Here is a 14,205-nt window from a genome sequence, read left to right as displayed (position 1 = left end):
GTAGGAATCAGATGCTTTTCTAGATTTTTAATGGCTGTTCTCTTTGAATTACGTCAGATATTTAGTTAAGTAGAAATATATACTTGCGTTGCTGTTGAATGCTTAGGAATAAACCCTTAACAGTTAATTGCGGGGAATCTTTTTGAGTTATAAAAATGAGGGATGTATCAATGATTGCACAGAATTTACAGGGTGAATATAAAATTAAAGGCAGTCGGATTATTAAATCTGCCTTTGATCGAGTTGTCGCGGCGATCGCCCTTTTAGCATTTTCTCCTTTGATATTGGTAGTTGCGATCGCGATTTATTTTCGTATGGGCAGTCCGGTGATTTTCAGTCAGCCTCGTCCTGGTAAGGATAATCAGATTTTTCAATTTTACAAGTTTCGTACAATGACGGACGATCGCGATGCTGACGGCAATCTTTTAGATGACGAATTGCGTATGACAGCATTTGGTGAGTTTTTACGGGAAAGTAGTTTAGATGAGCTTCCACAGTTGTGGAATGTTGTCAAGGGTGACATGAGTATTGTCGGTCCTCGACCTTTGCTAGTAAGATATCTCGACCGCTACACCCCCGAACAAGCGCGTCGTCATCAGGTAAAGCCTGGGATCACGGGATGGGCGCAGATTAACGGACGCAGATTGTTGGATGGAGATTGGGAAAAGAAATTTCGACTGGATGTCTGGTATGTAGATAATTGGAGTCTATGGTTAGACTTAAAAATTATCTTGATGACAGTGGTAAAAGTATTACGAAAAGAAGAAATTAGCCAGCCCGGTTATGCTACTGGTGAAGAATTTATGGGTAGCAAAGTTGAAGGCTAATTTATTGGTTTGAGCGTGGATAACGTAATTTAGAGAAGGTAAACGCAAATGAAACAATGGGAAGTAGGCTCCGAGTTTGATTGGTCTAACGATCTAATTAGTCCGGAAGGAGCGAAAGCCGATTTACCATCGCATTACGAATTATTTTCTACTGGATGTGCGAGCTTATTTGGTTTAGAGAAAATTCTCAATCGGAACCGTGATGGAAGATTGAAGCTGCATCTACCATCATTCTTTTGTATGGAAGCAGCATCCAAGCTGAGTAAGGCTTTCGATATTTGCTGGTACCGGGATTTACCCGATCGCAAATACCCGGATTTTAATACGCTCAACACTACTACTGGAGATTTAGTGTTAGCGGTAAACTTGTTCGGAATCAAATTGGGAGAAGTTTGGCAGGATTGGTACACAAAGCATAATGATGTAGTTTTAATTGAAGACCATACTCACGACCCTTTTTCTCATTGGGCATTGCAGAGCCAAGCCGACTACGCAATGGCTTCTTTGCGTAAAACGTTACCAATTCCTGACGGAGCAATGATTTGGTCTGGTCAAAATCGACCGCTGCCAAAAGCCTCGGAATCAGAGTCGGATGGTGCTTATAAGCGATTGAGTGCCATGCTTCTAAAGCGAGCTTATCTCAACGGTGGGAATGTAGTTAAAGATACTTATAGACAGCTTGAAGCAGAGAGCCAAGATAGTCTGAGTAATGTAAGAAATGATAAGATTTCAGCGTTTTCGGCAAATGTTTTAAGCAGCTTGGATATAGTGCGGTTTAGACAGAGACGAGAAGCGAACGTCAGGCATTTTTTAGATTTAACTTTGACCGAGCGAAACCAAGATTGGCGACCTCTTTTTAGTTCTTGGAGTAATGGAACTGTACCATTCAATAGTATTATAGTTTGTCGAAATCGGGAAGTTAGAGATTCTTTACGTAAATATTTAATTGATAATAATATTTTTCCAGCAATTCATTGGCTCCAACCACATAACGGGATAACATCTGATGATTTGGAAGCAATAGATTTATCAACTAAAATTATCACCATAGCTACAGACCAGCGCTATTCATTAAATGATGTTGCTCGTATTGTCGCTGTTATTAAAGAATTTAGTGTAAGCAATGCGAAGAATTATATCTACGCCAACTCTCGATGAATTAGGAACCTTGAAAGAAGTAGTAAATATAATGGGTAAGTAGACTATTTTAGTTACTAATTAATAATTAACACAAAATATGGAAACTTTAATTAAAGGATTATCCAAAGAGCAATTAGAATTATTACCAACAGAAGAAGATATCGCTTTTTACGAAGAACACGGTTGGTTTATATCCAAAAAAATTGTTCCCGATGAAGTACTTGATGAAGCATTCTTAGGGGCAGAAAAGTTCTATCGCGGCGAAACAGATGCCACGATTCCCTACACAACTGGTTACAGCGACTGGAAGCCAGGAGATGGAGATGCTGTGAGGAACAATCAACACGTTTCTTATCGTAAGAAAGAATTACGTAAATTAGTACTTCAACCCATAATTGGAGCCATAGCCGCTAAATTAGCTAGAAGTAAAGGAGTCAGGTTATTTGAAGACACCTTAGTTTACAAAGCTCCCATAATTAATAATCATAAAAATAATACTAAAAACGGTGTAGTTGGATGGCATACTGATTATTCTTATTCTTCTGTATGTAGTTCTAATAAAATGCTTTCTGCTTGGATTCCCTTCCATGATGTTGATGAAAAAAGAGCGCCATTAGTCGTCATAGATGGTAGTCATAAATGGCAGGGTAACGAGCATATGCGTACCTTCAATAACCAGAATTTACAAGAGATAGAAAAGACATTTTTTGAAGCGGGAAAGAAAGTTGTTGAGGTGCCGATAATTTTAGAAAAAGGTCAGGTTAGTTTTCACCACTGTTTGACTATTCACGGTAGCTATCCCAACTATAGCGATCGAGTTCGTTTGGCATTTGCTTTGTATTTGCAAGACTACGATAACCACTATCAAGTTTATCAAAATCAAGGCAAACAGATTCATCACTTTCTTGATAATATGTGCCATAAATTGCCAAATGGGCATCCAGATTATAGCGATCCGACGATATTTCCTACCTTATGGGCTGGATAAAAAGTTTATTCCTGTTACCTAATTTCCTTTTAAGAAAACATCACCTTGAGTTGCTATGAATACCCAAATCATCGATTTATCAAATCCCTTATGGATGGAGACATTAGAAAAACTAAATCATGATGTTTATCAATTGCCAAAGTATATTTCCTTAGAATCAAGTCGGACAAAACAAATACCGGAAGCCATTTTAATTACTGATGGAGACAAAATATTTTTTGCACCTTACCTAATCTCAAAGTGCGAAAATGTAGTTCCTTCTGAATCGATTACAGAGGAAATATTTGATATTAAATCTCCTTACGGTTATCCGGGAATTTTGTTAAGTGAAGCTGCTACTAAGGATGGCTTTCCCGATGCTGCAATGGCTGAATTTAAGCAAGTATTAGTGAAAAAAAACGTGTGTTCTGCGTTTTTTAGAATGCATCCCATATTTAATGAAAACTTTAGCGAGATTTTTGAGCCGGGATTGTTTACAGAAAACGGGGAAACTGTTTCCGTCGATCTTAGAATTCCCGAATCTCAACTATGGTCTCATACCAGAAAAGGACATAAAAGTACAATAAACAAGTGTAAACGCTTGGGAATGGAAGCAAAATTCGTTCCTATTGAAGAATATTTAGACGAGTTTACCGCTATCTATCAAGAAACAATGGGAAGGGTAGAAGCAGCAGAAAGATATTACTCGTTTGACTTTACATACTACGAAGAAATGTGGAAAGCCTTAAGCGATAAACTACATCTGTGTATTGTTGAATATGAAAACGAAGTAGCTTGTGCGGGATTATATACAGAAGTTTGCGGAATTGTTCAAAGCACCTTGGGTGGAACCAAAGATAAATTTGTGGATTTATCCCCAAGTAGCTTAGAAACAGATTATGCTCGTTATTGGGCGCATCAAAGAGGTAATCAATTCCTGCATTTAGGTGGTGGAGTGGGTGCATCCAAAGACCAAGTTTATAACTTTAAAGCCGGGTTTTCTAAGCTTCGACATACTTTCTATACCCTTAGACTAATAGTCGATGAGCAAAAATATCGTTATCTTGTGGAAATGAAAGCAAAATATTTGAATGTTCCTGTAGAAAATTTGTTAGAAACTAACTTTTTTCCTGCTTATTCTTCCCCCCAGCCGATAACAAAGTGACAAAATAAATATGGGAGCAAGAATTTAAGATTGTTAGCTTGCGGGTATAGGTAATGTAGTTACTATGATTTGGCTCCTTGTGGTATTTAACCTTTTTGAATTTCTGTGAATCATCGCAAATGAAAAAAGCTTCTGTTTTAATTCCCGATCAGTGTAATAATCCTCTTGCTTACTATGTTATCCGATGTTTAAAAGAGGCTAGCAGTGAATTTGAAATAAATGTTGTTGTTTCATCAGACAAAGTATCTCATGATAATTCCTGGCTAGTTTTTTACAAGCATTCGTCATTTGTTGATAATATCATTTTTGCTGAAAATCCGATTGATTCAGTAGAATATTTAGATGAGATAATTCGCATTGTAGAGAATAATAAAATAGATATTATTTATCCGGCTTCTGAGGAAGGATATAAGTTTGTTTCAAAATACAGAGATAAGTTGTCAAAATTTTGCAAATTATCTGCATTAGCCAGTCGGGAAGCTTTTAATATAGCTTTTGATAAAAGCAAATTTGGTGAATTTTTACAAGGGGAAAAAGTTCCTACCCCCAAGACAGTTTTGGTTTCAGAATTTCAACAAGGAGTTAAGTTAAATTATCCAATCTTATTTAAACCAATTAGAGGTAGTGGTGGGAAAGATATCCAAAAATTTAATAGCCCCGATGAAGTAATTATTCCAGCTAATTATGATCTTTACCAAGAAAATTATGTTGTGCAGGAATATATAACTGGATATGATATCGACTGTAATCTGCTTTGTTTTGCAGGAAAAATTTTAGCACACACTGTACAACAGCCCTTGGGGGTAGAATCAGGATTTTCACCCAAAATTGATAAATTAAAATTTGTCCATGACGCTACTGTTTTAGAAGTAGTTGAACAAGCTATGACTAGTTTAAAATGGAGTGGTATCACTCATTTAGACCTCAGATACTGTTCCAAAACAGGAAAGCTTTATATTATTGAAATGAATCCTAGATTTTGGCAATCTTTAATGGGTTCTCTTTCTGTTGGTGTAAATTTTCCCTATCTTTTATATTTATTATCAAACGACATTAGTTTTGAGCCTGTTTCCTATCCAGAGAAATATTACGCTAAATTTCCCAGGTTTATCAAAGATGCTCTAAGTGGCTCTTTACAATACAGTTTATCTGATACAAATTTTAAATATTTCTTATCCGATTTAAATGGATTGCTAAAAATGATTTACCACAAGAGAATGAATAAAAATAGTTTCTTTATAGCAAAAGTGCCGTCAATACCTTAGCAAAAAATTGAGACGCTAATATAGTTTTGGTCAGACTTCTCAGAATTATTAAAAAGTTATTAAATTTTTATGCCCAATCCGATTTTACTCTCGACACCCCACATGGGGGAGCAAGAATTACAGTTCGTCAAAGAAGCTTTTGACACTAACTGGATTGCTCCCGTGGGACCTCACATTGAAGCTTTCGAGCAAGAATTTTGTCGGGTGACGGGAGCTAACCACGCAGCTGCGGTAAGTTCGGGGACAGCAGCGATTCATTTAGCGCTGATATTGATGGGTGTACAAGCAGGGGATGAAGTCTTTTGCTCGACCTTGACTTTTGCCGCTAGCGCTAATCCGATTAAGTATTTGGGTGCGAAACCAGTTTTCATTGATAGCGATCGCACTTCGTGGAACATGAACCCCGATTTGCTCAAAACAGCCTTAGAAAAACGTGCCAGTATCGGTAAATTACCCAAAGCCGTACTTTTAGTACATCTATACGGACAAAGCGCAGATATTGACCCAATTAAAGAAATTTGCGATCGCTATGAAGTTGCCATCATCGAAGATGCTGCGGAAGCTTTAGGAGCAACATATAAAGGTAAAACTCCCGGAACCTCTGGCAAAATTGGCATTTATTCATTCAACGGTAATAAAATTATTACCACATCTGGTGGGGGAATGTTGGTTTCCGACGACCCCGAAATAGTCGCTCAAGCGAAGCTTTTGGCTACTCAAGCCCGCGACCCCGCACCCCATTACCAACATTCTCAAATTGGCTACAACTACCGACTCAGCAATGTTCTAGCCGGGATTGGTCGCGGTCAGTTGCGGGTATTATCAGCAAGAGTAGCCGCTAGACGACGGAATTTTGAGATTTACCACCAAGCTTTAGGTAATCTCCCCGGAATCGAATTTATGCCGGAAGCTGACTATGGAAGAGCAACTCGTTGGCTTACTTGCTTGACAGTAAACCCCGATTTATTCGGTGTCGATAGAGAACAGCTACGACTTGCACTTAACGACGTGCAGATAGAATCTCGTCCCGTATGGAAACCATTACATATGCAGCCGGTATTTGCCGAATGCGAAAGTATTGGTGGTGCGGTGTCAGAAGATTTATTTGCACGGGGATTGTGTTTACCTTCTGGTTCTAATCTAACGGATGAAGACTTAGAACGGGTGATTGGAGGTATTAAGGCAGTTTGTAAAGGCAAGAAAAATTTTTAGAGTAGCTTGTTTATGGTATGAGAGTAAATTTACCGAATAGCCTTATATCATATATTATATTTTTATAGTCAAAAAATAATACCTTTTTGATCGAGTTTATCTAAGCTAGGAGTTGAAAAAAATTTATTATTTGACAAAACTATCTTAATATGCATTTTAAATAATTGATCGGTGAAAATTAAAAAGTAAAAATATATTTATTTATGGAATCTCAAGAATCTAGTTTATCGCTCGATAAGTATTGGCAAGTCATGAAACGACGCTGGGTACCTGGTTTAGCGGTATTTTTCCCAGTTTTTCTGCTTTCGTTATTATCTTCTTCTTTAAAAAAGCCTACTTATATTGCCGAAGGAAAACTACTGTTTCAAAGAACAGATGTGACTTCTTCCTTAACGGGATTAGGAACCGAAATTAGTAAATTAGAGTCAGTAGGGCAAGATACTACATCCAGTCCGTTGCAGACAGAAGCCGAAATTGTCCGTTCTGTTCCAGTTGTAAAGAAGACTATCAAACAACTCCAACTTCAAGATAGCGATGGAAATCTTTTAAAATATGAGGATTTTCTCAAAAATTTAACTGTAAGCGACATCAAAAAGACAGACGTTCTACAAGTTAGCTATAAAGATTCCCAACCTCAAAAAGCTGCAAAAGTTGTAAATACTTTAATGTCAGCTTATTTAGAACATAACGTATCTTCTCGTAGAAAAGCCGCCAAAGCCGCGAGAGAATTTATCCAACAACAGCTTCCCGAAGCAGAGAAAATTGTAACTAAAGCAGAAGCCGAACTAGCCAGTTTTAGAGAAAAAAATAAAGTATTTGCTTTGCAGGAAGAAGCAACTCAATCAATACAAGTAGTAGGAAACTTGCAAAACCAAATTGGTGATATAAAAGTCAAACTAGCCGATATTAGCGCTCGGACTCAACAAATTCGCCAACAGTTAGGTGCAAACCCCCAACAAGCATTGGATATTGCTTCTTTGAATCAGGCTGCTGGAGTACAAGATATTCTTAAGGAAGTGCAGCAAGTAGAGTCGCAATTGGCATCAAGACGCACAGTTTTGACAAACACCCATCCAGAAATCATTGCTTTAGAAAGTAAGTTTGATTCCTTGAAAAGGCTGTTACAAGATAGAATTCGTCAAAATATAGGAACCAGCGGAGAGCAATTTAATGGAAGATTGCAAGTAGGAGAGTTAAAACAACAGTTAGCAGGGGAATTAGTAAATTTAGAATCCACCGCTTTAGGATTAACTAATCAACTCTCAGTATTATCTGAATTGCAAACATCTTACAAGCAAAGATTGGAAAATCTGCCAAAATTAGAGCAGCAGCAGGGTCAGTTACAACGCAAAATAGAAGCCGCACAATCAACCTATTCGCTGTTATTGAAAAAATTACAGGAAGCCCGCATTGCAGAAAATCAGAATATTGGTAATGCTAGTGAAGTTTCTGAGGCTTTAGTTCCTCAAGAACCAGTTTCTTCCCCATTAATAAATTATCTCTCAGCCAGCTTATTAGGAATGTTAGTTTCTTTAGCAACAATGTATCTTTTAGAATCGCAAGATAAATCTATCAAGACTATAGAGGAAGCTAAAGAATTAACCGGATTAACTTTATTAGGAGTTATTCCCGACTTTAGCAAGCCGAAAAAATCCATTATAGGCAAACAGGAATCAGAAGCTGCGTATCCTACACTGATGGTTAGAGATGCTCCTCGTTCCCCGATCAGCGAAGCCTTCCGGATGCTGCGAGCTAACTTAAAATTCATGAGTGCGGACAAAGAATTAAAAGTTATGGTTGTTACTAGTTCCGTACCTCAAGAAGGTAAATCTACGGTAGCCGCCAACTTAGCGAGTTCGATGGCGCAGATGGAGCGTAGAGTATTACTTATAGATGGAGATTTGCATCGTCCATCCCAGCATCATATTTGGGAATTGCCCAATTCTGAAGGCTTGAGCAACGTCATAGTCGGACAAATAGAGGTAATGAAAGCCATCAAGAAAGGAATGGATAACTTAGACGTACTTACTTGTGGTGCAGTACCTCCTTCCCCTGCATCCTTACTGGATTCTAAGCGCATGGCTTCATTAATTGAGAGTTTTAGGTCATATTACGACTACGTAATTATTGACGCACCCTCATTAAACCTTGCCGCAGACGCAGCAACTTTAGGTCAAATGGCTGACGGGGTTTTATTAGTAGTACGTCCGGGAGTTGTTGATTCTGTTAATGCAGCCTTTGCTTGTGAGATGTTAGAAAAATCTGGTCAAAATGTTTTAGGACAGGTAGTTAATGGAGTTGTGCCTCAAAACGACCGTCATATTAATTACTACTTTGATACGGAATACCCCGAAGAAAATGTAACTACAGTTGAAGCAGTTGGGCATAGGGCATAGGACATGGCGCATTGGGAAAGATAAATACTATTTATACCTAGTTTAATGAATTAATAGTAATACAGATACACCACTTTGCAAATGAATAAAGTAAAATACTAGTACTTCACCACATTAATTTTGCGGGGTTAAAGGTTCGTAGTGGGAGCGTCTCGCTCCCTGGTGGTAACGAGCGAGCTAGAAGCTCGCACTACGAATATAGTTTAAAATAATTATCCAATTCCCTATTTCAGATAAATCAACAAATTCAATCCAGGAATCGTGCGCGAAAGTGTCCACAACACCAAGGTAATGTAAAGTATACCTAAACTCCACTGATACCAAGCTAAAGTACTGATAATACCGGGAAGATGTTCGTCTCGTAAGCGAACGTCATTAAAGCCTAATTTTAAAAGATTATTTAAACTAAAATCGTAATAATTTAGCCAATTCCAGCGACGATTCCACAATAACGGTAAATAACGTTCGCGGAATAGTGGATATCTCGGTATGACAGGTAAACGTCCGATTAATAACCGTAACTGTCGTAAAGTTCCGTCTTCTGTAAAGTACGATGTCTCCATCAAATCGTGGTAGCGTCCTTTTTGATAAAGTCGGAATAACAAAAAACCTGGTAAAGGGATGATAATAACCGTTATACAGGTCAAAGTTAACCACGGTTGTGGTGTATTGCGAAAAACGGCGACTAAACCGAATATTATGCTGATAATGAAACTTCCTAACATCCAAGTGGTTTCATAAGCTGTAGGAACGATTTGGTTGGGATGTAAGCGACGGAATCGATCAACCAGCCAAAATAGTAAACTGAAAAACGCGATCGCAATTATTCCCACGCCAAAAACTAAGTAAAAATTCGTACCGTATCCTGATAGTAATAGTAGTAAACTTAACACTAACCATTCCCATGTTTGCAGTAACCATTTAATCGGGGTAAGAGTTTCACCCACTACAAAGCGCGAAGCAAGTTGTGTAAATGTTGCTTCGTCAATTTCGGCTAATGTTAATAATTCGCTTTTGACTTGAAACGATTGGGTTTGACGACGTTTAATTATCGCTTCTGCTTGAACTTGAGAAAAACCCAAATTTATTAAACGTTTTTCAGAAGCACCGTTAATATTTGCATCTACTAAACGACGAGTCAAATTTTTTAAATGCAACTGCTGTTTACTATACTCCAACTCATTAGCGTCGGCAATTTGCTGTAATTGGCGAAAATTTTGGATTAAATTACGCAGTACATTTTGATTCCCCGATAACCGAGGTACGCGCAACATCGCACCAATTTCACCGGGATTACCCAAAATTTTGGCTTTGTCAGCATTAAAAATTAAACTTGGTACGTTGAGATAAGCAGCTTTAGTAAAAACAGCATCGCTAAAATCAGCTTGAGTGAGAATACCAGCACCGCGCATATTTACAGGTAAACTAAACTGTGCTTCGCGGAAGATGACAGATTGAGTAAAAATAGTTTCTTTAAGGAATAGAAACCCCTGGAAATTAGCTTTAGTAAACTGAACTTGTTCGAGAAAACGCGCTTGAGAAAAATTTGTCGTACCTTCCCAGCGAGCGCGACTAAAGTTAGCTAACTGTTTAAAATTAGCATTAGAAAAATTGGCGGTATCTTCAAAAGTTGTATTTTTAAACTCAGTAATTTTTTGAAATTGAGCTTCCTTAAAACTGGCTTCTTCAAAGAAAACACTTCCTTCAAAATTAGCTTCACGACGAAAATTAGCACCGGCAAAACTGACTCGACGACCGAATCTTGATTGAGTAAAACTTGCAGCTTGATTAAAAATAGCCCCTTCTGCTTCCACGGGTTGGAGAAAAAACGTATTGTCAAATTCTACCTCACCCTTGAAACGAGTTTGCTTAAAAATTAGTGAACCGCGAAACACCGAAATTTGCGCCGATGTCGTCGAATTCTTCCCTAATAGCGATCGACAATCCTGAGAATTGGGAACAGAATAAGCCAGCGACTGCAAACAAACTTCACGTAAAAGTTCGAGTTGACTTTGTTCGGTTTCCGTAAAAATTGGCGCGATCGCTTGAGCATACAAAGGAGTTCTTAAACCCAAATCGCTACCAATAAAATCACCTTCAATAATTGAATCGCTTAAATCTAATCCTACAGGTTTTGTACCAGTTTTTTGCAAAACAGCTTGCAATAACTGATAAAAATTATCGCGAAACTCTTGATTATCAGGTTCTAAATTTATCATCATCTCCCGTAAATCTACCGTCAAGCTACCTTGATTTACAATAGGAGAATTAATTCTTTCTTGTAATAATTCTAAAGTTAAAATAGTCCGTTGCGGTTGAGTTTCCGTTGCCCAAACAGGTTGAATAGATAATAAAAAGAGTAAAAATAGCGTGCAGATGGAAATTAATTTGGGCATTGAGTATTGGTAATTGGTAATTGGGCATTGATTAACACCCAATGCACCATTCAATATTCTCATGAATTACAAATTATCACCTTCCCAAATCAAAAGCGGACAAACTACAGCTTAATCGCCCTCACTCTAGAAGAGTGGGGCTACAGATACAAAGCCCACCTGCGTGGGCTAAATTAGTTGCATATTTACACAAAAACGGTATTAGCAATTGTTGGGTGTGTGTGTGGAGTCAAAAAGCTTAAAGATAGAGAAAACGGTTATCGTATTTTATATGATATTTTTGATGATATTTTATTAATAAGTGCTGTAGAAGTTGGACATCTTAACAATAAAAGTTGATAAAGCTTAATAAGGTCCGAGAAATCTTTCACCATCAAAATGAATCATATGTTCGGGTTGATCTGCTACCCAAACTTCTGTCTCCCAAGCGATTTCAGCAAGATAACGAGTCATTTCCTTACGGCTTGGGAAAGCAGTTACAAAAACTAATCCTTTGCGACTAGACTCAAAAAGCTGCTTTAATTCATTATGACGTTTTAAGTTAACTGGACCGTGACTTGTTACAGCTTCTATTAATACAAGCCAATCTTGCTGCTCATAATAAACTACAATATCTGGCATTTTACCGTGAGGATTTAAATCAATCCCTAATTCTCGGAATTTCTGAGTTTCGTTAACAATGAACTTTTTCCCAGCATCACCCACGTAGAGAACCGAACCTCCAGGTGTAAATCTGGGACAGAAGCTTTCCAAAATGTCTTTTATTAGAATATTTTGTCCACCTGATGATAACTCAATCGCTTGACCGTCAGGTAAGCTTATAGGAATCATCGCTAAGTTACGATTCCTATCCTGTAATAAGTTTGTAATTGAAACAGCATAATTTTGACGAATTGCTTCCCACTCTTGGGAGCCATAAGATTTAAGAAGTGAAACTACTTGTTGATGAAGTTGATAACACCATTTTGGGCTGTTGATTGGTCGATCTGGTTTATCTGGATTTTCAATAACTATTCCCATTTGCACAAACTGGTGCATCGTTTGCCGTCGAACTGTTTCGCGTGTATTTGGTGCGTATTGTTTACCATAATATTCACGAAACCAATCCATCATTTCTGTAATTCTGCGTCTTGGTGCTGTCGCTTGATTCCAAGGTGTTTCAGGTCGAATATCTGCCAACGCAAGCAAGCAAAGTGCCAAACGTTCATTTTGTTGCTTTTTTGGGGCAGAAATATCTTTTAGAATTGCAAGCGCTTCTAAGATTCGTTTACCAGCCTCAACTGCATTTATTGCTTCGCTCATAATTGACAAAGTGTTGTGTACAATATTATCAAGCTGCTTCCAATCAAATCGGCGATCGCCAACTTGTATTCCTAATTTGATTAAATTATCTTTGCAAGGGTACCTTATTCTACGCAAATCCGTTGCATTGACTTGTGTATGTCCGCTAAACTGCCGGAAATACCTATCAAATAAAGTTGAATTGAGAAATGCTGCTAAACCTTGTGCAAGGTCGGGATTCATTCCTTTACCTTTGGCATGATAGTAATTAAGATGATTCTCTATACCTAATAATGGTGCATCAAAAGGAAAACAAACAGCAGCAACAATACGACGCTTTTCTTCCTTAGCAGAAAAACGCTTTGTCAAAACGTAGCAACCTTTAGGAACTAACCATTTTTCTGTGTCATTATTTCGTTTAATTGCAATCGCTTTTCGAGGATTATTAGGTGGGAATAAAACTTTTCCTACCTTCATCACTTCTGGATAAAGTAACGGGACACTTTGCTCATCCAAGCAATTTTTTAAAGCTGATTTGAGTCGAAAATCGACAACTGGACTAGTTGAAACCTCTAAACCTATTTCATCCAAAGTAGATGAAAATCTTTGCATTTGTATTCTCAGCGAATCTTCAAGAGAGTTTATAATAATATGAATAAAACTCTCAGAATCATTGTGTTCTACTACTCCAGCATAAGGGACATTTCTTAGCTCGACAAAATCATCTAAATTATTTTCAAAATTATTACTGATTTGAACATAATTAGGCTTAGTATTTGTTTTATTAGCATGAAAAATAACATTTTCTTGTAAAACTTTATCTTCTGCAAAAACTGTGGAACGGCTATCAAAAATATGAATTTTATTTAATCCCATTTTTTCCAAAAAAGCTTTACGAAAAGGACGAAAATATACGCCGTTACAAAAGCTTCTAGGTGTAATTGCTACTAGCTCGCCATTTTCAACAAGCTGCTTCAAAGTAAGCCAAACAAATGCGCTATATAGATTTACAGTATCAATTCCACTTCCCAAAAGTATTTTCTTTTCAACAGAACTACTCTTTATTTTTTTGTATGGTGGATTCAAAATCGCATGGGTGAAAAGAACAGAACAAGTGTTGAAAAGCGGTAAACTGTTATCAGTAAAAGCCCCTATAAAACTTTCCTCATATATTTGATATTCAGCTTTAATTCCTTTATTTTCTAAAGCTTCACAACATTCTGTAAGACATTGCCTCAGAGGTAATATAAAATCTGATTCAATTTCATAAGCTGTTATATAACAACTGTTAACTTCATGAGGATTTGCCAAAAGTCTTTCAACAAAAGCAGCAGTCAATGTTCCAACTCCGGCTCCAGGATCTAAAAGCCTGACATCACCAGACAAATTACTAAATTGTTTTGCCATAAAACGAGCAATTGGTGCAGGAGTTAAAAATTGTCCCAATTGACTCCGCTGCTCTAGATTCAATTTTGAAGATATATGAATTCTAGTAACGTCAGTAAAATCTGTAAGAAACGTTGTCATACAGTTAATTTAGTGTCAGATATGAATAT

General features: G+C 37.4%; 9 protein-coding genes. 7 read left to right on the top strand and 2 right to left on the bottom strand.

What is annotated here, in order from left to right; genetic code table 11:
- Positions 1 to 170: 170 nt before the first annotated feature.
- From VB797_RS25210 to VB797_RS25180, 7 genes are all read left to right on the top strand, one after another.
- Complete coding sequence (locus tag VB797_RS25210) at positions 171 to 827, top strand: sugar transferase (RefSeq protein ID WP_323240501.1); 657 nt, start codon at positions 171 to 173, stop codon at positions 825 to 827.
- Between the two features lie 48 nt (positions 828 to 875).
- Positions 876 to 1,985: a DegT/DnrJ/EryC1/StrS aminotransferase family protein gene (locus VB797_RS25205; protein ID WP_323240500.1), complete on the top strand. Its 1,110-nt coding sequence runs from the start codon at positions 876 to 878 to the stop codon at positions 1,983 to 1,985.
- A 79-nt stretch (positions 1,986 to 2,064) separates the two neighbouring features.
- Positions 2,065 to 2,955 (top strand): phytanoyl-CoA dioxygenase family protein, encoded by an 891-nt coding sequence (locus tag VB797_RS25200; RefSeq protein ID WP_323240499.1) that lies wholly within the window; start codon positions 2,065 to 2,067, stop codon positions 2,953 to 2,955.
- Between the two features lie 55 nt (positions 2,956 to 3,010).
- Entirely contained in the window at positions 3,011 to 4,099 is a 1,089-nt protein-coding gene (locus tag VB797_RS25195; RefSeq protein ID WP_323240498.1) for a peptidoglycan bridge formation glycyltransferase FemA/FemB family protein, read from the top strand.
- Between the two features lie 119 nt (positions 4,100 to 4,218).
- Positions 4,219 to 5,364: an ATP-grasp domain-containing protein gene (locus tag VB797_RS25190; protein WP_323240497.1), complete on the top strand. Its 1,146-nt coding sequence runs from the start codon at positions 4,219 to 4,221 to the stop codon at positions 5,362 to 5,364.
- 69 nt (positions 5,365 to 5,433) lie between these two features.
- Positions 5,434 to 6,576, top strand: a complete 1,143-nt coding sequence (locus VB797_RS25185; RefSeq protein ID WP_323240496.1) for a DegT/DnrJ/EryC1/StrS family aminotransferase — start codon at positions 5,434 to 5,436, stop codon at positions 6,574 to 6,576.
- A 203-nt stretch (positions 6,577 to 6,779) separates the two neighbouring features.
- A complete protein-coding gene (locus tag VB797_RS25180; protein ID WP_323240495.1) occupies positions 6,780 to 8,972 on the top strand; it encodes a GumC family protein in 2,193 nt (730 codons plus the stop codon).
- A gap of 224 nt (positions 8,973 to 9,196) precedes the next feature.
- On the opposite strand, the gene VB797_RS25175 is transcribed toward VB797_RS25180, so the two are convergent.
- Both VB797_RS25175 and VB797_RS25170 read right to left on the bottom strand, forming a co-directional pair.
- The gene (locus VB797_RS25175; RefSeq protein ID WP_323240494.1) at positions 9,197 to 11,368 is read right to left on the bottom strand and encodes a pentapeptide repeat-containing protein; all 2,172 of its coding nucleotides are present in this window, start codon (positions 11,366 to 11,368) and stop codon (positions 9,197 to 9,199) included.
- A gap of 345 nt (positions 11,369 to 11,713) precedes the next feature.
- Positions 11,714 to 14,176 carry a BsuBI/PstI family type II restriction endonuclease gene (locus VB797_RS25170; RefSeq protein WP_323240493.1) on the bottom strand — a complete coding sequence of 821 codons (2,463 nt, stop codon included), beginning with the start codon at positions 14,174 to 14,176 and terminating at the stop codon, positions 11,714 to 11,716.
- Positions 14,177 to 14,205 lie beyond the last annotated feature (29 nt).

Source organism: Rivularia sp. UHCC 0363, from assembly GCF_034931125.1.
In the GTDB taxonomy this organism is placed as follows: Bacteria; Cyanobacteriota; Cyanobacteriia; order Cyanobacteriales; family Nostocaceae; genus Rivularia.
The sequence above is the reverse complement of the archived record's forward strand: the minus strand, read 5'-3'. Positions and strand labels throughout refer to the sequence as shown.